Annotated in this window: 19 protein-coding genes; 12 read left to right on the forward strand and 7 right to left on the reverse strand. The window is 61.6% G+C overall.

Annotated features, from left to right (window positions below):
* The first annotated feature begins 17 nt into the window (after nt 1-17).
* Nucleotides 18-923, forward strand: a complete 906-nt coding sequence (locus AWT76_RS01960) for an EamA family transporter (protein ID WP_072244473.1) — start codon at nt 18-20, stop codon at nt 921-923.
* Between the two features lie 3 nt (nt 924-926).
* On the opposite strand, the gene AWT76_RS01965 is transcribed toward AWT76_RS01960, so the two are convergent.
* The 3 genes from AWT76_RS01965 to tldD form a co-directional block, all read right to left on the reverse strand.
* Nucleotides 927-1238: a P-II family nitrogen regulator gene (locus AWT76_RS01965; protein WP_072244474.1), complete on the reverse strand. Its 312-nt coding sequence runs from the start codon at nt 1236-1238 to the stop codon at nt 927-929.
* A 1-nt stretch (nt 1239) separates the two neighbouring features.
* Entirely contained in the window at nt 1240-2205 is a 966-nt protein-coding gene (locus tag AWT76_RS01970) for a sodium-dependent bicarbonate transport family permease (RefSeq protein ID WP_072244475.1), read from the reverse strand.
* A 106-nt stretch (nt 2206-2311) separates the two neighbouring features.
* Nucleotides 2312-3733, reverse strand: coding sequence for a metalloprotease TldD (gene tldD, locus AWT76_RS01975; RefSeq protein ID WP_072244476.1), 1422 nt, complete (start codon nt 3731-3733; stop codon nt 2312-2314).
* Between the two features lie 235 nt (nt 3734-3968).
* Here tldD and coxB point away from each other — a divergent pair, with 235 nt between their 5' ends.
* The 10 genes from coxB to AWT76_RS02025 all read left to right on the forward strand — a co-directional run bounded on the left by coxB (nt 3969) and on the right by AWT76_RS02025 (nt 12998).
* Nucleotides 3969-4850: a cytochrome c oxidase subunit II gene (gene coxB / locus AWT76_RS01980; protein WP_072244477.1), complete on the forward strand. Its 882-nt coding sequence runs from the start codon at nt 3969-3971 to the stop codon at nt 4848-4850.
* 33 nt (nt 4851-4883) lie between these two features.
* On the forward strand, nt 4884-5858 hold the full coding sequence (locus AWT76_RS01985) for a heme o synthase (protein WP_072244478.1): 975 nt from the start codon (nt 4884-4886) through the stop codon (nt 5856-5858).
* The gene (locus AWT76_RS01990) at nt 5858-6058 is read left to right on the forward strand and encodes a hypothetical protein (protein ID WP_072244482.1); all 201 of its coding nucleotides are present in this window, start codon (nt 5858-5860) and stop codon (nt 6056-6058) included. Before AWT76_RS01985 ends, AWT76_RS01990 begins: the two co-directional genes overlap by 1 nt.
* Nucleotides 6058-6633: a cytochrome c oxidase assembly protein gene (locus tag AWT76_RS01995; RefSeq protein WP_072244485.1), complete on the forward strand. Its 576-nt coding sequence runs from the start codon at nt 6058-6060 to the stop codon at nt 6631-6633. Before AWT76_RS01990 ends, AWT76_RS01995 begins: the two co-directional genes overlap by 1 nt.
* A gap of 47 nt (nt 6634-6680) precedes the next feature.
* On the forward strand, nt 6681-7484 hold the full coding sequence (locus AWT76_RS02000) for a cytochrome c oxidase subunit 3 (RefSeq protein ID WP_072244486.1): 804 nt from the start codon (nt 6681-6683) through the stop codon (nt 7482-7484).
* Between the two features lie 78 nt (nt 7485-7562).
* Nucleotides 7563-8246, forward strand: a complete 684-nt coding sequence (locus tag AWT76_RS02005; protein ID WP_072244488.1) for an SURF1 family protein — start codon at nt 7563-7565, stop codon at nt 8244-8246.
* Nucleotides 8247-8260: 14 nt separating this feature from the next.
* A complete protein-coding gene (gene thrC, locus AWT76_RS02010; RefSeq protein WP_072244490.1) occupies nt 8261-9649 on the forward strand; it encodes a threonine synthase in 1389 nt (462 codons plus the stop codon).
* Entirely contained in the window at nt 9646-10905 is a 1260-nt protein-coding gene (locus tag AWT76_RS02015) for a M16 family metallopeptidase (protein ID WP_072244492.1), read from the forward strand. The genes thrC and AWT76_RS02015 overlap by 4 nt, the downstream gene beginning before the upstream one ends.
* Complete coding sequence (locus AWT76_RS02020; RefSeq protein ID WP_072244734.1) at nt 10905-11489, forward strand: GNAT family N-acetyltransferase; 585 nt, start codon at nt 10905-10907, stop codon at nt 11487-11489. The genes AWT76_RS02015 and AWT76_RS02020 overlap by 1 nt, the downstream gene beginning before the upstream one ends.
* A gap of 81 nt (nt 11490-11570) precedes the next feature.
* Nucleotides 11571-12998, forward strand: coding sequence for an FAD-binding oxidoreductase (locus tag AWT76_RS02025; protein WP_407071399.1), 1428 nt, complete (start codon nt 11571-11573; stop codon nt 12996-12998).
* Here the strand turns inward: AWT76_RS02025 and AWT76_RS02030 are convergent.
* The 4 genes from AWT76_RS02030 to greA form a co-directional block, all read right to left on the reverse strand.
* Entirely contained in the window at nt 12995-13327 is a 333-nt protein-coding gene (locus AWT76_RS02030; RefSeq protein WP_072244494.1) for an AzlD domain-containing protein, read from the reverse strand. The two genes, AWT76_RS02025 and AWT76_RS02030, sit on opposite strands and share 4 nt — an antisense overlap.
* Nucleotides 13324-14028, reverse strand: a complete 705-nt coding sequence (locus AWT76_RS02035) for an AzlC family ABC transporter permease (protein WP_072244738.1) — start codon at nt 14026-14028, stop codon at nt 13324-13326. Before AWT76_RS02035 ends, AWT76_RS02030 begins: the two co-directional genes overlap by 4 nt.
* A 74-nt stretch (nt 14029-14102) precedes the next feature.
* The gene (locus tag AWT76_RS02040) at nt 14103-15101 is read right to left on the reverse strand and encodes a hypothetical protein (protein ID WP_072244496.1); all 999 of its coding nucleotides are present in this window, start codon (nt 15099-15101) and stop codon (nt 14103-14105) included.
* Nucleotides 15102-15104: 3 nt separating this feature from the next.
* Nucleotides 15105-15575: a transcription elongation factor GreA gene (greA, locus tag AWT76_RS02045; RefSeq protein ID WP_072244498.1), complete on the reverse strand. Its 471-nt coding sequence runs from the start codon at nt 15573-15575 to the stop codon at nt 15105-15107.
* 245 nt (nt 15576-15820) lie between these two features.
* Between greA and AWT76_RS02050 the strand changes: the two genes are divergently transcribed.
* Entirely contained in the window at nt 15821-17485 is a 1665-nt protein-coding gene (locus AWT76_RS02050) for an electron transfer flavoprotein-ubiquinone oxidoreductase (RefSeq protein WP_072244499.1), read from the forward strand.
* Nucleotides 17486-17679: the final 194 nt, after the last annotated feature.

Consider the following 17679-nt stretch of genomic DNA (forward strand, 5'->3'; position numbering starts at 1 on the left):
ATGGGGCGGGCCGAGGCATGACCGACTGGCTTCTATCGCTGGTAGGCACACCCGAGGGTGCGCAATTGGCGACCATCCTCGCGCTTGTTTCCGCTGTATCGCATGCAACTTTCGGGGCGCTGCAAAAAGGCGCGCATGACCCATGGCTGACGCGCGGCGCGATTGACGGGGCGACGGTGGCCCTGTCACTGCCCTTGGTGGTTTTCTGGGCCGGAATGCCCCCGCCCCAGATGTGGCCGGTCCTGCTGGGCGTGGTCGTGGTGCATTTTTTCTACAAGCTGACCATGGCGCTGGCCTATCAGCGCGCGGCCTATACGGTGGTATATCCCGTGGTGCGCGGCACCGGGCCGATTGTGACCGTTCTGGCCGCGATGGTGGTGTTCAATGAAAGCTATGGCCCCGTGCAATGGCTGGGTGTGGGGCTTTTGTCGGGCGGCATTTTGCTTCTTGCGCTGCGCAACCTGTCGGAAGAAACACTGGACCTGCGCGCGCTGAAACTGGGATTACTTTGGGCCATGATGGGCGGCGCATTGGTCGCGGCCTACACCACCTATGATGCATGGGCGATCCGGCTGTCGGGCGACCCGTTGCGCTTTCTGGTGTGGTTTTTCCTGTTCAGCTCGATCGATTTCGCGATCATCGGCTGGTGGCGGTATCGTCGGATGGCCGATGCGCCTGCGCCTTGGCCCTTGGCGCTGCGCGGCGCTTCCGGGGCGGTCATTGCCTATGTCAGCTTTGGCGGTGTCATGCTGGCCACATTGGTGGGCCGCGTGGGCGAATCGGCAGTGCTGCGCGAAACCTCGACCGTGTTTGCCGCGCTGATCGGCTGGTTCATTTTGAAAGAGCGCGTCGGCCCACGCAAATTGGCGCTGATGGTGCTGATCGCACTGGGCGCGGTGCTGGTGCAACTGGGTGGGCGTTAGGGCTTAGAACCGCTCGGCCCGCAACACTTGTGCATCGGTCACGCAGACCACGCCAATATGGCGTTTCACGACGCTAAAGGCCGCATCCAGCAGCGGGTCCAGCTTTTCGGGGCGCACAAGGCAGACAACCTGCACCATGCCGGTGCCGCGGCTGATTTGGCCCTCCCGGCTCCATGTGCCGGACCGGCCAGAGCCGCCTTGCACCGGAAGCACCGACCAGCCGGTGACATCAGCCTTTTCCAGCGCATCGGTCAGGCGGTTGAGCATGACCTGCTCGATGGTGATTTCGACCCGTTTTGCGAGATGTGTCTGCATGTCACGATCCTGTAAGGCTTTGGGCGATGGTCAGATAAAGCGGTATGCCCAGCACCAAGTTGAACGGGAATGTCACCGCCAGCGCAAGGGTCAGATAGATTGACGGGTTCGCTTGCGGCACGGCCACCCGCATAGCCGCTGGCACCGCGATGTAGGATGCCGAGGCTGCAAGCGTCATCATCAGCATGGTCCCGCCCGTTGACAGCCCAACCAGAAGCGCGGCCAACAAGCCGGCTGTGGCACCGACCAATGGCATGAGCAGACCAAACGCAAGGGCGCCGCGGTCCAGAACGCCCGCTTGCCGCAAGCCGCGCCCCGCGATCAGACCCATATCCAGCAGGAAGATGCACAACACCCCCTGAAAGGGCGAGACGATGAACGATTCAATCCGCGCCAGCCCATCCGTTCCGGTTGCGATCCCGATGGCGAAGGCCCCCAGCAGCAGCACGATGGACCCGTTCAGCAGGATTTCGCGCCACAGGTCCGCGTTCATCTCGGTTTCTTCCGAACCTTTGGAGATAAGCCAAAGCGCAGACAGAATGGCGGGCGCTTCCATCGCGGCAGCGACCGCGACCATATAGCCTTCCGAGGCGATGCCCGCATCTTTCAGAACCGACGTGCCCGCCACGAAGGTCACGATGGAAATAGACCCGTAATGCCCCGCAACTGCCGCCGCATCGGTGCGTGACATGCCCGACAAGAACCGCAGCAAAACAAAGCCGATCAGCGGCAGCGCGAAGGACAGCGCCACCCCGGCCAGCAGGCTAAGCCCAAGGGTCAGGTCAATCCCGTGTTCGGCAAGGCTGACGCCGCCTTTGAACCCGATGGCGAATAGCAGGTAGATCGAAATGCCCTTCGCCACGGCTTCGGGAACGGACAAGTCCGATCTGGCAAGCGCGGCCGCGACCCCCAACACGAATGACAACACGATGGGCGACAAAAGATTGGCAAGCGCCAAGTCGAGCATGTGGCAGGCCCTTTCACAACACGATTGCGGGACGGGTTACGACATTCAAACCGTTGTCACAATCATTCTGTGGCGTGTTTGCGCCCGAACCGCCGGTGGGCGGGCGTTAGGCCGCACTGCCGCCCACGGTCAGACCGCCGATCATCAGGGTTGGTTGGCCCACGCCCACGGGCACCCATTGCCCGGCCTTGCCGCAGGTGCCGATGCCGGGGTCCAGTTGCAGATCATTGCCCACTCCGCGGATTTTCGTCAGCGCCGTTGCGCCGTCGCCGATCAGCGTGGCGCCCTTGATGGGGGCGCCGACCTTGCCGTTTTGCACGCGATACGCCTCGGTGCAGGAAAACACGAATTTGCCATTTGTGATGTCCACCTGTCCGCCGCCGAAGCCCACGGCATAGATGCCATCTTTCAGCCCCGCCAGAATATCTGCCGGATCGCTGTCGCCTGCCTGCATATAGGTGTTGGTCATACGCGGCATGGGGGCGTGTTCATAGCTTTCGCGCCGCCCATTGCCGGTGGGGGCCACGCCCATCAGCCGCGCATTCTGACGGTCCTGCATGTAGCCGACCAGTTTGCCGTCCTCTATCAATACGTTGCGGGCCGATGGTGTGCCTTCGTCGTCAATGGTCAGCGACCCGCGCCGGTCGGGCAGGGTGCCGTCATCCAGCACGGTCACGCCGGGGGCGGCAATCTGCTGGCCCATCAGCCCGGCAAAGGCGGAACTGCCCTTGCGGTTGAAATCGCCCTCCAGCCCGTGGCCGATGGCTTCGTGCAGCAGGATGCCGGGCCAGCCTGGGCCAAGGACCACATCCATCACACCTGCCGGGGCAGGGTCTGCACGCAAGTTGACCAGCGCGATGCGCAACGCTTCATTCGCGACGGGTTGCCAGTGGTCGCGCGCGATCAGCGCTGACAGTTCCGCGCGGCCACCACCGCCCATACCGCCCGATTCGCGCCGCCCGTCTTCTTCCACGATGACCGATATGTTCAGCCGAGCCATGGGCCGCGCATCGCGCAGGCGCAGGCCTTCGGGGCGCAGGATTTCGATTTCTTGGCGTGTGGCGGCCAGTGCGACCGACACCTGCACCACGCGCGGATCGGCGGCGCGCAAATAGTCGTCAATCTCGCGCAACAGGTCGATCTTTGCGGCAAACGCCACTTCCGACACCGGGTCAATGTCGCGATACAGGCGTTGGTTGGTCGGTTGCGGCGCATCTGCCAGCGTGCCGCCGCCCGCACCCACCGCCAGCCGCGCGGTCTGGCCCGCACGGCGCAGCGCTTCAATGGTCATATGGGTGCTGTGGGCGTAACCCGTCACCTCGCCGCGCACGGCGCGCAGCCCGAACCCCTCGGCAGCATTGTAGCTGGCCGATTTCACACGCCCATCATCAAAACTGACCGATTCGGACAAGCGGCGTTCCAAGAACAGTTCGCCATCATCGGCCCCGTCGGTTGCGGCACGCAATTCGGCCAAGGCCTGCCCCTCGTCCATGAAGGTCTCGAAAGGGCGGAACTCGGTCTGGGTCATATCGGCCTCTGGTGGTTGTTTCGGGGGTTATGCCGCGTTGCGGCGTGTTCTGCGCGACCTGTCTTTGACATAGATCAATAAATAACAATGTGTCGCATCAGTTTTGCTTGTTCTGAGATGTGTAATATGGTTTTACAAGTGGCAAAGCTCAACGGAATTCCATGGCATACAGCCAGACGTGTGACCATGCCGGACAGAACGCGGCGAAAAGCCGCACAAAAAACGGGAACCGACAATGCGCCTATTTTCCGCCATGACAGCCTCTGCTGTCGCAGCCGCAACAAGCCTGTTTGCGACGATCGCCCTTGCCGATGACCAGTTGCCGGAATTGCCGGTGCGTGGGGCGCCGGTTGCAGGCGGCACCGCGCTGCAAGACCCGGCATCTTCGGTGGCTTCGGGCGTTGTTTTCCTGGACAATCTTCTGCTGTGGATCATCGTGCCGATCACGATTTTCGTGACCGCGCTGCTGATATGGGTCATCGTGTTCCACAACCGTCGTGCCAACCCAGAGCCGGCAAAATTTACCCATAATTCGCCGTTGGAAGTGGCTTGGACCGCGATTCCGGCGCTTATTCTGCTGGTCATTGCTTTCTTCAGCTTTCCGGCGCTGCGCTACGAGCAAACGATGCCAGAGGCCGATGTGACCATCAAAACCACCGGGTTCCAGTGGTATTGGGGTTACGAGTATGTCGATCATGATGTCGAGTTCTCCAGCTTCATGCTGCAACGCGAAGAACTGGAAGATTACGGATACACCCAAGACCTGTATTTGCTGGCCACTGACACCGCGATGGTCGTGCCTGTTGGCAAGGATATCGTCGTGCAAGTTACGGCTGCGGATGTGATCCATTCTTGGGCGATCCCGGCTTTCGGGGTCAAGCAAGATGGCGTGCCCGGGCGGTTGGCGGAACTTTGGTTCAACGTCGAGGAAGAGGGCGTTTATTTCGGCCAGTGTTCCGAACTCTGCGGCATAAACCATGCCTATATGCCGATCACTGTCAAAGCGGTCAGCGAAGAGGAATATGTCGCCTGGCTGGAACGTCAGGGCGCGCAGTTTGCCGAAGGGTCGTGGGAAGCGGATGTGCGGGATCGCGTTCAGCTTGCGACCGCCGACTAAACCCGCGCCAGCCAGTCCCGACCGGATAGCCTTATGACCGATATTCGCGCAGATTTCACCAAGACCGGCCCGTCAGAGGCCGAGTTCGGCGATTATGTCGCGCTGCTGAAGCCGCGCGTCATGACGCTGGTTGTGTTTACCGCGCTGAGTGGCTTGCTAGTCGCGCCCGGTGGCATCCACCCGGTCGAGGGGTTGGCGGCGATCATCTTCATCGCCTTGGGCGGCGGCGCATCTGGTGCGCTGAACATGTGGTGGGACGCCGATATTGACGCGGTCATGAAGCGCACCGCCAAGCGCCCCATCCCGTCCGGCAAGGTCACAGAGGGCGAGGCGCTGGCAATTGGCGTGACCCTGTCCGCGATTTCAGTCATCATGCTATGGCTGGCCACGAACGCCCTTGCGGGGGCGCTGCTGGCCTTCACGATCTTCTTTTATGTCGTGATCTATTCCATGTGGCTGAAGCGTGCGACGCCGCAGAACATTGTGATCGGTGGCGCAGCAGGTGCCTTTCCCCCGATGATCGGCTGGGCGGCTGTGACCGGTAGTGTGAGCGTTGAAGCCTGCCTTATGTTCTTGCTGATCTTCATGTGGACGCCGCCGCATTTCTGGGCGTTGGCGTTGTTCATGAAATCGGACTACCATGTGGCCAAGGTGCCGATGTTGACCGTCACGCATGGCCGTCGCGCGACCCGCGCTCATATTCTGGTTTACACGGTTGCGCTTTTGCCGGTGGCGGTCGCGACCGGGCTGACCAGCATTGGTGGCCCCGTCTACATGGCGGCGGCGATCTGGCTGAGCTTTGGTTTCCTGCAAGGCGCTTGGGCGATATGGAAGCGCGACGAAGTTGTCGCAGAAGCCGACAATTACGCGACCGAAAAGCGGGTTTTCCGCTTCTCGCTGTCCTATCTGTTTGTTCTGTTCGGCGCCTTGATTGCCGAAGCGGCCCTACGTAACCTGCCCGCCTATGCTGAATTTGCGGCTCGGTTCAACCTGATGGAGATGCTCTGATGGCAATTGCCCGCGAACATCCGCTGCACAAGCGCCGCTTTGGCCGCAATGCCGGGCTGGCCTTGGTGCTGCTGGCCTTCATTGCGCTGGTGTTTGGATTGACGATTGCGAAGGTCTCGGGCGGCGGCACGCTAGAGGCGTTCGACCACACCTATCGCCCGGCGCTTGACCCGGCGACCCAAATCCCGGTGGAGGAGTGATGTCTGTGCTCACCAACCTGACCGGCAAACAGAAAACGCTGGTGCAGACACTGGCCGTTGTCACCTTCATGGCGGGTTTGGGCTGGGCCTCTGTTCCGCTTTACGATCTGTTCTGCCGCGTGACCGGCTATGGCGGCACCACCAGCACAGCGGCCACTGCGGGCGATGTCATCCTTGACCAGACCATACGCGTGCGTTTTGACTCTTCGGTGGAGCGCGATTTCCCTTGGGCTTTCAAACCGGTGGAGCGCACGACAGAACTGCGCATCGGCGAAACCGGTCTGGCGTTCTACGAGGCGCATAACCCGACCGATCAGCCCATCGCCGGCACGGCTAGCTATAACGTGACACCCTACGAAGCCGGGCGCTTTTTCACCAAGATCGACTGTTTTTGCTTCGAATTGCAGGTGCTGCAACCGGGTGAAACCGTTCTTATGCCTGTTACCTATTTCGTAGATCCCGAAATCGTTGACGACCGCGACGCGAAATCGGTGCATACGATCACCCTGTCTTATACTTTCCACGCGACCGACATTCCCGAGGATTACTCCCCGGCAGACGTCGTGACCAACTAAGCCAAGCTGACACGAGATCAGTCCAAAACCCGAGGGAACTGCTGACAATGGCCCACGCAAAAAACCACGATTACCACGTTCTTCCCCCATCCATCTGGCCTTTCGCGGCCGCTGTCTCGGGCTTCATCATGCTGTTCGGCGCGGTGTTGTGGATGCATGACAACGGCCCATGGCTGTTCCTGATGGGGTTGGCCGGTGTTTTGTATGTCATGTTCGAATGGTGGAAGGATGTGATCGTCGAAAGCCATGCGGGCGACCATACCCCGGTCGTGGTGATTGGCCTGCGCTATGGTTTCATCCTGTTCATCATGTCGGAAGTGATGTTCTTTGCGGCTTGGTTCTGGAGCTTCTTCAAGCACGCGATGTATCCGATGTATGAATACATCGGGACGGAATATGTGCAGCCCTACATCTACGCGATCAACGCATTCGAATTGCCGCTGATCAACACGCTGGTTCTGCTGTTGTCTGGCTGCGCGGTGACTTGGGCACACCATGAGCTTGTCCATGGCGGAAGCCGTAAGAATGTTGAACTGGGCTTGATGCTGGGGGTCGTGCTGGGCGTGGCATTTACCTTCCTTCAGGCCTATGAATACGCCTATTTGGTCAACCATCGTGACTACACATTCGCAGGCGACGTTTTCTTCGCGAATTTCTTCATGGCCACCGGGTTCCACGGCTTCCACGTTATTGTGGGGACGATCTTCTTGGCCATCTGCTGGTTCCGCGTGCGCGCGGGCCATTTCACCGCAGAGCGCCATGTGGGTTTCGAGGCCGCTGCATGGTATTGGCATTTTGTCGATGTGGTCTGGTTGTTCCTGTTCTTCGCCGTGTATATCTGGGGCATGTAAGCCTGACCAAATCGTAGCTACGGACAAGCGCGGGCCTTCGGGCGCGCGCTTTTCCATTGTCCATTGCCGGAGAATGCCGTGACCCGTCGCTTGATCCTGCCTGCCCTGTTCGGCCTGATCGGGACCGCAATCCTGCTGTCGCTGGGGCTGTGGCAACTGGACCGCGCCGACCAGAAATCTGCCTTGATTGCCGATATGCAAGCGCGTCTGGTGGGCGCACCCGGCGGCTTGCCCGATGACCCCGCGCCACAGGCCGACAATTACCGCCCCGTTCGCGTAGAGGGCGCGTTTGACCCCGCACAGACCTTCGTTCTGTCGGCGGTCAAGGGGCAGGGGCCGGGCTTTCGGGTGATCGGCGGATTTCGCACCACCGACGGACGGCGCATTTTGGTGGATCGCGGTTTCGTGCCCGAACAAGCGCGCGCGGACCTGCCCGCCCCAGAGACCACGCCGCAAACCCTGACCGGCAACCTGCAATGGCCCGCTGATGCGGATCGTTTTACGCCAGATTATGACCCTGCACGCGATATGTTCTTTTCCCGCGACGTGCCCCCATTGGCGGCATTCCTGAACACAGAGCCGGTCATGCTGGTCCTGCGCGCCAGCGAACCGCCGCATCCGCTTATCCAGCCCATGCCGGTAGACGAGGTGTCGATCCCCGACAACCACTTGGGCTACGCGGTGCAATGGTTTCTGATGGCGCTTGCTTGGGCGGGGATGACAGTTTTCTTTCTGTGGCGTATCAGGGCGCAACGCGACTGAGGATCGGTTCTGACATGCAGTATATCTCTACCCGTGGCACGGCCCCTGTGCTGGATTTTGAAGCGACCATGCTGACAGGGCTGGCCCGCGATGGGGGCCTCTATCTGCCCGACCATGTGCCGCCGATGAAAATGTCGGAAATCGCCAGCCTTGCAGGGCTAAGCTATGAAGAACAGGCATTTCTTGTCATGCGCCCCTTCATTGGCAGCGCGTTCAGCGACGACGAATTCCGCGAGATCATTGCCCGCGCCTATGCAGGTTTTGGCCACCCGGCCCGTGCGCCGCTGAAACAACTGGCGCCCAATCACTTCCTGTTGGAACTGTTCCACGGGCCGACGCTGGCGTTCAAGGATTTCGCCATGCAATTGATCGGGCAGTTGTTCCAAGCCGCGCTCAAGCGGTCAGGGCAGCGCGTGACCATCGTCGGCGCGACGTCTGGCGATACCGGGTCGGCGGCGATAGAGGCGTTTCGCGGGCTGGACAACGTGGATGTGTTCATCCTGTATCCGCATGGCCGCGTGTCCGATGTGCAGCGCCGCCAGATGACCACCCCGTCCGAAGCGAACGTTCACGCGCTGGCCGTCGATGGCGATTTCGACATTTGCCAAGCGCTGGTCAAGGACATGTTCAACGATTTCACCTTCCGGGATGAGGTTGGGCTGGCCGGTGTCAACAGCATCAACTGGGCGCGGGTTCTGGCGCAGGTGGTCTATTATTTCTCTGCTGCTGTCACGCTTGGCGCGCCGCACCGCCCTGTCAGCTTTACCGTGCCCACGGGCAATTTCGGCGATATTTTCGCGGGCTACATCGCCCGCGCCATGGGTCTGCCGATTGAAAAGCTGGTGATCGCCACCAACCAGAACGACATCCTTCACCGGGCCTTGGCCACGGGGGGCTATGAGACTGACGGTGTCAAACCCTCGATCAGCCCGTCGATGGATATTCAGGTCAGTTCCAATTTCGAGCGCGCGCTGTTTGACGCCTATAACCGCGACGGCGCCGCCGTGGCGCAGCTGATGGATGAGCTGAAATCGGGTGGCGGGTTCCAGATCAGCCAAGGGGCGTTGCAGTTTTTGCGCGAAACCTTCGCCTCTGGTCGCGCCTCGGAAGACGAGACCATGGCCACCATCACCCGCACCGCAAAGGAAACCGCCGAAGTGCTGTGCCCGCATTCCGCCGTGGGCGTTCATGTGGCCGAAGCACATCTGTCGGCCACGCCCATGGTCACGCTGGCCACGGCGCACCCTGCCAAGTTTCCCGACGCGGTGGAACAAGCCACCGGCACGCGCCCCGCGCTGCCGGGCCGCATGGCCGACCTGTTCGACCGTCCCGAACGTGTGACCCGCCTGCCAAACGACCTTGCCGCCATAGAGGCCCATATCCGCGAGAACCGCACTGCATGACCATCCAGACCACGACCCTGCCGAACGGCTTTCGCATTGTTACTGAACATATGCCCACGCTGGAATCCGCCGCCGTTGGGCTATGGGTGGAAGCGGGCGCGCGCCATGAGCGCGCCGAGCAGAACGGCATCGCGCATTTTCTGGAACATATGGCCTTCAAGGGCACGGCGCGGCGCAGCGCGTTGCAGATCGCCGAGGAGATTGAGGATGTGGGCGGCTATATCAACGCCTATACCTCGCGCGAGATGACGGCGTTTTACGCCCGGGTGCTGCGCGCCGATGTGGCGCTGGCGCTGGACGTGTTGGCCGATATCGTGCTGAACCCGGCCTTTGACGCACGCGAGATCGAGGTCGAGCGCGGCGTCATCCTGCAAGAGATCGGGCAGGCACTGGACACGCCCGACGATATCATCTTCGACTGGCTGCAAGAGGTCGCCTATCCCGGCCAGCCCATCGGGCGGCCCATTCTGGGGCCAAGTGCAACGGTCAAGGGCTTTGGCGCGGAAGACCTGCGCAGCTTTGTCGCCAGCCATTACGGGCCGGGGCAGATGATCCTGTCGGCGGCGGGTGCGGTCGATCACGACATGCTGGTGCGGTTGGCCGAACCCTTGTTCGGGCATCTGACCGCGAAGCCTGTCGCGGTCGCGGATGCTGCGCGCTTCCAGACTGGCGAGCGGCGCGAGGTCAAATCGCTGGAGCAGGCGCATTTCACCTTCGCGCTGGAAGCGCCGGCCTATCGCCACGCAGATTTCTACACCTCGCAGGTGTTTTCGGGCGCGTTGGGCGGGTCCATGTCCTCGCGGCTGTTCCAGCGTCTGCGCGAGGAACGCGGGCTGTGCTACACCGTGTTCGCACAGTCGGGTGCCTATGCCGATACCGGCATGATTACCATCTATGCAGGCACCGGGGCCGATCAGGTCGCCGATCTGGCGCTGCTGACCATGGACGAGCTGAAACGCGCGGCCGAAGACATGTCCGAAGCAGAGGTTGCCCGTGCCCGCGCGCAGATGAAGGCAGGGCTGCTGATGGGGCTGGAAAGCCCGTCGGCCCGCGCCGAACGCTTGGCAAAGCTTTTGTCCATCTGGGGCCGGGTGCCGGACCTGTCCGAAGCCATTGCCAAGATAGACGCAGTCGGCGTAGCCGGGGTGCGCGCCCATGCCGAAGGACTGCTGGGCGGTCAGGGTGCTATGGCGCTCTATGGCCCGGTTACGGATGCGCCTGACCTTGCCCAATTGAACGCGCGGTTGGCCGCATGATGCTGGGGCGGCGGCCCAAGCTGCAACTGGACAGCGATCGTCTGGTTCTGCGCTTGCCGCAACATGCCGATTACCGCCCTTGGTCGGATCTGCGCCGGGCCTCGGCCGGGTTCCTGACCCCGTGGGAGCCGACATGGTCCGACGACCACCTGTCGCGCCGCGCCTTTCTGAACCGGGTGAATTGGGCGGCGCGCTGCCATCGGCTGGACACGGCCTTGCCCTTGTTCATCTTCCGGCGCGATGATTCACAACTGGTCGGTGCCATCACGCTGGACAATATCCGCCGTGGCCCCGCGCAGGCAGGCACTTTGGGCTATTGGGTCGGTGCCCCTTATGCGCGGCAAGGCTATATGCGTGAGGCGATCAGCGCGGTGGTCCATCATGCGTTTACCGTGATGGACCTGTCGCGGATTGAAGCGGCCTGTTTGCCCGAAAATGTCGCGTCACGCGGGGTGCTGGAACGCGCCGGGTTCAAGTATGAAGGCGTCGCGCAAAGCTATTTGCAGATTGCCGGGCGCTGGCGCACGCATGTGCTATACGCCAATTTGCGGCATGACCGCCGCGGGCGGACGGATGCCGGGTAGCGCGCGCGTCTTGCGCCCACGGGGCCGCGTGCCGGGGCGCGGGGTCTTGCGCTTCTCACGCGCGGGGCTAGGTTGGGTCGCATGATGGCGCATGATCTGACCCCTTGCGATGCGGATTTCGTCGCGCGGCTTACGGCCGACCTGCCGGACGGTGTGCTGCGCCCCGTTTCCGCGCCCTATCTGTCAGAGCCGCGCGGCCGTTGGCACGGTGTCGCCGGGGCCTTGGCGCTGCCGCGCGATGTTGAAGAGGTGGCGGCATTGCTGCGCGCCTGTCATGCCGCCCGCGTGCCCGTGGTGCCATATGGCGGTGGCACCGGGCTTGTCGGCGGTCAGCTTGCACCGGACGGCCCGGCACCTTTGTTGCTGTCGCTGGAACGGATGACCTCGATCCGCGCTGTCTACCCGTCCGAGAATGTCCTGATTGCAGAGGCCGGCGCAATTTTGTCGGACGTGCACGCGGCGGCAGAGGGCGCGGCGCGGCTGTTTCCATTGTCATTGGCTTCGGAAGGGTCGGCGCGGATCGGGGGCTTGTTGGCCACGAATGCGGGCGGCGTGAACGTGCTGCGTTACGGCAATGCGCGCGATCTGGTTCTGGGGTTGGAAGTCGTGCTGCCCGATGGCCGCATCTGGCACGGGCTGAAACGGCTGCGCAAGGACAACACGGGCTACGATCTGCGCCATTTGCTGCTGGGGTCAGAAGGCACGCTTGGGGTTATCACGGCGGCCAGTCTGCGCCTGTTCCCGCGCAACCGCGCCGAGGGCGCGGCGCTGCTGGTGGTGGACAGCCCCCGCGCGGCGCTGGACCTTCTGGCCTTGGCGCAGGACCGGCTGTCGGGAATGATCTCTGCTTGCGAATTGATCGGTGGCATGGGGCTGGCCTTTCTGGCCGAAACCATGCCGCAGGTGCGCCAGCCTTTCGCGCAAGCCCCGGACTGGATGGTCCTGCTGGATATCGGAGCACCCGATGGCGTCGATCTGGCCGGAATGCTGGAAGCGGTTCTGACAGACGCCATGGAATGCGGGTTGGTCACGGATGGGCTGATCGCGCAAAACGCCGCGCAGCGCGCCGAATTCTGGCGGTTGCGCGAATCCATCCCCGAGGCCAATCGCCATATCGGCGCAGTGTCGAGCCATGATATTTCGCTGCCCCTGTCCGAACTGCCGCGTTTTGTCGAGATGGCAGGACCGGCGCTTGCGCAACTTGGCGCGTTCCGCATCAACTGTTTCGGGCATCTGGGCGATGGCAACCTGCATTACAACGTGTTCCCCATGCCGGGCCACACGCGGGCCGATCATGAACACCAGCGCGACGCGATCAAGACCTGCGTGCATGACATGGTGCATGGTTTGGGTGGGTCGGTCAGCGCCGAACATGGCATTGGCCGGTTGAAAATTGGCGATTTGGAACGCTATGGCGACCCGGTAAAATTGGCCGCCATGCGCGCCATCAAGACGGCGCTGGACCCTATGGGTATTATGAACCCCGGCGCGGTGCTGCGCCGGGATTAGGCTGCCAGCAGGAAATGCAGCGCAAACAGCGCCGCCGCGCCCCCGAAAATGGTCAGCGTGGCGTTGCGTGTCCATAGGCTGATGGCAATGGTCGCAATCGCGGCCCCCATGCGCACAATGTCGAATTGCCCGCCCGTGGCCGTTGGGAACAGGATCATGGGGGTAATCATCCCCGGCATGACCGCCACGGCGGTATAGCGCAAGTGGCGCAGCAGCCATTCGGGCAGCTCACGGCTGCCGACAATGCCCAGAAAGGACAGACGCAGCAGGTAAGACCCGGCGCCAAGCCCAAGGATGACCAACCAGATTTCAGCGGTGCTCAGGGTCATCGCGCGGCCCTTTTGCTGATTTGGCGTTCGACCTCTGCGCCCGCCACCATGGCCAGAAGGGCCGCCAGTAGCAGGCCCAAGTTGAACGGCACGAAAGAAAACACCAGCACCCCGATGATGGAAACCAAGGCCGCCACAACATGCGCGAAGCTGCGCAGCATGGGCACGATCAGCGCCAGAAAGGTGATCGGCACGGCAAAGTCGATGGGCAAGCTTTGCGGGATCACATCGCCCAGCACCGCGCCGCCATAGGTGGCGACATACCACATGGGGCAGACCGGGGTAATGACCCCCATGTAATAGGCCAGCTTCTGGCGCGGGGTCATTTGCGGGCTGTCTTCGTATTTCAGGATAGAGGCCGCATAGGCTTGATCCACCATGAAATAGGCCACGACCGCGCGCTTCCACCACGGCACCGGCCCCAGATGCGGGGCAAGGCTGGCGGAATACATGGCCATGCGCAGGTTGACGGCCAGCGACGTGGCCAGCACAATCAGAACAGGCGCGTTTTCAACCATAAGTTGAATGGCCACGAATTGTGCGGCCCCTGCGATTACAAAGATCGAAAAGCCCATCGTCTGGCTTAGGTTCAGGCCCGCTTCGGTAGCGACCACGCCAAAGACAATACCGAAGGGCAGAATGACCAACAGAAACGGCAAACCGGCCCGAAAGCCTTGCCAGAAATCACTTGGAAAAGTCATGAAGCCGCCCCTGCGCGCTTGCGCAATCTTGAACATGTGAACCATGCCTAGCGCCGGGCCGGGCTGAATTCAAGTCATCGTGCAAAGACGCCGCTGACCCGACCTAGAAGCATGAAGGCGCGTGCTGAGCGTGTGTCGGACAGGGCCGCGATCTGGGCATCATCGGCGGTCGGCTCGAACGCGGACAACACCTTGTCGAATTCGCGTAGGAACAGGTGCACGGCGGCGCGGAATTCTGGGTCGGACCGCATACGCCCGGAACTGAGCGCCAGACAAGACCGGTCCCGAATGCCGCCAAGCGGGGCGACCAGCGCGCCACGGGTGCCTTGGGCAAATGCGCGCCAGAATTCGGGGCGCGCGCGGTCCGGGCGCAGGTCATCCATGTATATGCCTTCTTGCGCCAAGCGGGTCAGCACGTCTTGTGCCGCCTTTATCAGCGGGGCGACGCGGGCATCTGCAAGGGCCAGCCGCAGCGCGGTGAAGCCTTCGGTGTCGTTCTCGTCTTCGGGGAAATGCAGCGCGCGGATAAGGGTGGCGGGGGCAAGCGCCTCTCCCGGTTGCGTGTCGAACCCGGCAAGCGCCAGCAGCGCTTGTGGGGCTTGCTGGCCAGGCTGTTCGGCGCGGCCCATGCGGGCGCGCTGCGAAAAGAACATGGTCAGGCGGGTTTCCGTCTGCTCTGCCTGTGCGCTTAGTCTTTCCAGCTTTTGTGCGGTTTCGCGCGGCAGGTCCGTGTCCGCTTCGGCACGTTGCAACAGGCTGCGGCGCAACGCGTCTATGCTGCCTTGCAGATGCTCCGATTCTGCGCGCAGCTCTGACATTGCCTTGGCCAGCAGCAACACCAGCGAAATCAGAACGGCGGGCAGGAATACCCCCACTGCCAGCATCGCCAGTGTGACGTTGTCCATGGTGGCGTAATCCGCCAGCATCAGAAACAGCGCCGCCGCCAACAGCCACACCGCAATCGCCAAGGCCCGCAATACGCCGCGATCCATCAACCGTGACGGCGCGCTGGCCGACCGGGGCTTGACCGTGTCGGTGCGGGCGGGTTCGACGGGGAGCGGCGTCTGTGACATGCGCTAGATATACTGGATTTCGAGGATCTCGTAACTGCGTTCTCCGCCCGGCGTGCGCACTCGAACGGTATCGCCCTCATCCTTGCCGATCAGGGCACGGGCCAAGGGCGATTTCAGGTTCAGCAAGCCTTTTTCCAGATCGGCTTCGGCCTCTCCGACGATCTGGTAAGATTTTTCTTCGTCGGTATCCTCATCGACCAGCTTGACCGTGGCGCCAAATTTCACGCTGCCCGACAGTTTGGCAGGGTCAATCACATCGGCGCGCGACAGGATCGATTCCAATTCCTTGATGCGCCCTTCGATAAAGCTCTGCTTTTCACGCGCGGCATGGTATTCGGCATTTTCCGAAAGGTCGCCATGTTCGCGCGCTTCCGCGATGGCGCGGATCACGGCTGGGCGCTCGGTGGACTTCAGACGCTTCAATTCTGCGTCCAGCATCTGCTGACCGGCGCGGGTCAGGGGCAGTTTTTCCATGTGTCGTCCCCATTCTATATATAAAGACAGCCCGCGGCTTGGGCCGGGGCTATCTACGCGAGTAGACTGTATCAGAGCGCAGAGACCCGCCGATTGCAAGCGCAATGCGAATTTCGCGTTCCAGATACATATTGTCGCGTTTTGGCGGTTGTCCTTGCTGCAACGCCGCGTAAGCATTGACCATGCCGCCGCAGCTAGGATAGGGCTGTGCGACACAATGTGTCGCATAACAGACGCCACGCGCAATGATAGGAGCGAACATGACCGCCATCGACCGCGAAGCCATGGAATATGATGTTGTGATCGTGGGCGCGGGCCCGGCTGGCCTGTCTGCCGCGATCCGGCTGAAACAGCTTGACCCCGAGCTGGGCGTGGTCGTTCTGGAAAAAGGGTCAGAGGTGGGCGCGCATATCCTATCGGGCGCGGTTCTGGACCCTTGCGGTCTGGATGCGCTGATCCCCGACTGGAAAGAACGTGGCGCGCCGGTCACGGTGCCTGTGCGCAAGGATAATTTCTACATGCTGGGCGAAGGCGGCAGCTTGCGCGTGCCCAACTGGCCGATGCCGCCGTTGATGAACAACCACGGCAATTACATCGTGTCCATGGCCAATGTCTGCCGCTGGATGGCCGAACAGGCCGAAGAACTGGGGGTAGAGATATTCCCCGGAATGGCCTGTTCAGAACTGGTTTATGCAGAGGATGGCGCGGTCAAAGGCGTGGTCGCCGGGGAATTCGGCAAGAACCCCGATGGCACGCCGGGCGATGGCTACGAGCCGGGGATGGAACTGCACGGCAAATATGTGTTCCTGTCCGAAGGCGTGCGCGGGTCGCTGTCGAAAGAAGTGATCGCGCGGTTCAACCTGTCGGAAGGCAAAGAGCCGCAGAAATACGGCCTTGGCATGAAAGAGATCTGGGAAATCGACCCGGAAAAGCACCGGACCGGCACCGTGACCCACACCATGGGCTGGCCTTTGGGCAGCAATGCAGGCGGCGGCAGCTTCATCTACCATATTGACAATAATCAGGTTTATATCGGCTTCGTGGTGCATCTGAACTACGAGAACCCGTATCTGTCGCCCTATCAGGAATTCCAGCGGTTCAAGCATCACCCGATGGTGGCGGAATTGCTGAAAGGCGGCAAACGCGTGGCATATGGCGCGCGGGCGATATCAGAAGGGGGCTACCAGTCGATCCCGAAAGTGGTGTTCCCCGGCGGTGCGCTGTTGGGGTGCTCTGCGGGTTTGGTCAACGTGCCGCGCATCAAGGGCAACCACAATGCCATGCTGTCGGGTAAGGCCGCAGCAGAGGCCGCCTATGACGCGATCAAAGCGGGCCGCGCATCGGACGAATTGACCGGCTATGAGCATGAACTGCGCAATGGCCCGATAGGCCAAGATCTGAAGAAAGTGCGCAATGTCAAACCCATGTGGTCGAAATGGGGGCTGTTGCCCTCGCTTACATTTGGCGGGCTGGACATGTGGACCAACACGCTGGGCTTTTCGCTGTTTGGCACCATGGGCCATGGCAAGACTGACGCAGAGGCAACCGGCGAAGCTTCCAAACACAAGCCGATCGACTACCCCAAGCCCGATGGCAAACTGTCCTTTGATCGGCTGACCAACGTGGCTTATTCCTTTACCAACCACGAAGAAAGCCAGCCTGCGCATCTGACGCTGGTCGACCCGACCGTGCCGATCAAGGTCAACCTGCCGAAATATGCCGAACCCGCGCAGCGCTATTGCCCGGCAGGTGTGTATGAGGTGGTCGAGGAAGAGGGCAACGACCCGCGCTTTGTCATCAACTTCCAGAACTGCGTGCATTGCAAGACCTGCGATATCAAGGACCCCAGCCAGAATATCAACTGGGTGACACCGCAAGGCGGGGACGGGCCGAACTATCCAAATATGTAATCGGCCAAGATAAACCGAATTTTGATTGGCAAATCATTGCCTGTCCGGGGGCATGGCACTAGGGTCCATGCAACCGAACGGAGGTGCCCCGGCGTGCGAAATCCTGTGACCTTTATTGCAAGACTGGCGATCTGCGTTTCGCTTGGGGCTGGTGCGCCGTTTGCCGCGGCAACAGCGCAGTCGCAGGCAGAGCC

The sequence above is a fragment of the Roseibaca calidilacus genome (assembly GCF_001517585.1).
GTDB lineage: Bacteria > Pseudomonadota > Alphaproteobacteria > Rhodobacterales > Rhodobacteraceae > Roseinatronobacter > Roseinatronobacter calidilacus.

Bases quoted from the DNA above. Each gene is read 5' to 3' on its own strand.
- AWT76_RS01985 (WP_072244478.1), top strand. From the start codon at position 4,884: ATGACCGATATTCGCGCAGATTTCACCAAGACCGGCCCGTCAGAGGCC.
- AWT76_RS02020 (WP_072244734.1), top strand. From the start codon at position 10,905: ATGCTGGGGCGGCGGCCCAAGCTGCAACTGGACAGCGATCGTCTGGTT.
- AWT76_RS01965 (WP_072244474.1), bottom strand. From the start codon at position 1,238: ATGCAGACACATCTCGCAAAACGGGTCGAAATCACCATCGAGCAGGTC.
- AWT76_RS01960 (WP_072244473.1), top strand. From the start codon at position 18: ATGACCGACTGGCTTCTATCGCTGGTAGGCACACCCGAGGGTGCGCAA.
- AWT76_RS02030 (WP_072244494.1), bottom strand. From the start codon at position 13,327: ATGACCCTGAGCACCGCTGAAATCTGGTTGGTCATCCTTGGGCTTGGC.
- AWT76_RS01970 (WP_072244475.1), bottom strand. From the start codon at position 2,205: ATGCTCGACTTGGCGCTTGCCAATCTTTTGTCGCCCATCGTGTTGTCA.
- AWT76_RS02000 (WP_072244486.1), top strand. From the start codon at position 6,681: ATGGCCCACGCAAAAAACCACGATTACCACGTTCTTCCCCCATCCATC.
- AWT76_RS02035 (WP_072244738.1), bottom strand. From the start codon at position 14,028: ATGACTTTTCCAAGTGATTTCTGGCAAGGCTTTCGGGCCGGTTTGCCG.
- AWT76_RS02025 (WP_407071399.1), top strand. From the start codon at position 11,571: ATGATGGCGCATGATCTGACCCCTTGCGATGCGGATTTCGTCGCGCGG.
- coxB (WP_072244477.1), top strand. From the start codon at position 3,969: ATGCGCCTATTTTCCGCCATGACAGCCTCTGCTGTCGCAGCCGCAACA.
- AWT76_RS02040 (WP_072244496.1), bottom strand. From the start codon at position 15,101: ATGTCACAGACGCCGCTCCCCGTCGAACCCGCCCGCACCGACACGGTC.
- tldD (WP_072244476.1), bottom strand. From the start codon at position 3,733: ATGACCCAGACCGAGTTCCGCCCTTTCGAGACCTTCATGGACGAGGGG.
- thrC (WP_072244490.1), top strand. From the start codon at position 8,261: ATGCAGTATATCTCTACCCGTGGCACGGCCCCTGTGCTGGATTTTGAA.
- AWT76_RS02050 (WP_072244499.1), top strand. From the start codon at position 15,821: ATGATAGGAGCGAACATGACCGCCATCGACCGCGAAGCCATGGAATAT.
- AWT76_RS01990 (WP_072244482.1), top strand. From the start codon at position 5,858: ATGGCAATTGCCCGCGAACATCCGCTGCACAAGCGCCGCTTTGGCCGC.
- AWT76_RS02015 (WP_072244492.1), top strand. From the start codon at position 9,646: ATGACCATCCAGACCACGACCCTGCCGAACGGCTTTCGCATTGTTACT.
- greA (WP_072244498.1), bottom strand. From the start codon at position 15,575: ATGGAAAAACTGCCCCTGACCCGCGCCGGTCAGCAGATGCTGGACGCA.
- AWT76_RS01995 (WP_072244485.1), top strand. From the start codon at position 6,058: ATGTCTGTGCTCACCAACCTGACCGGCAAACAGAAAACGCTGGTGCAG.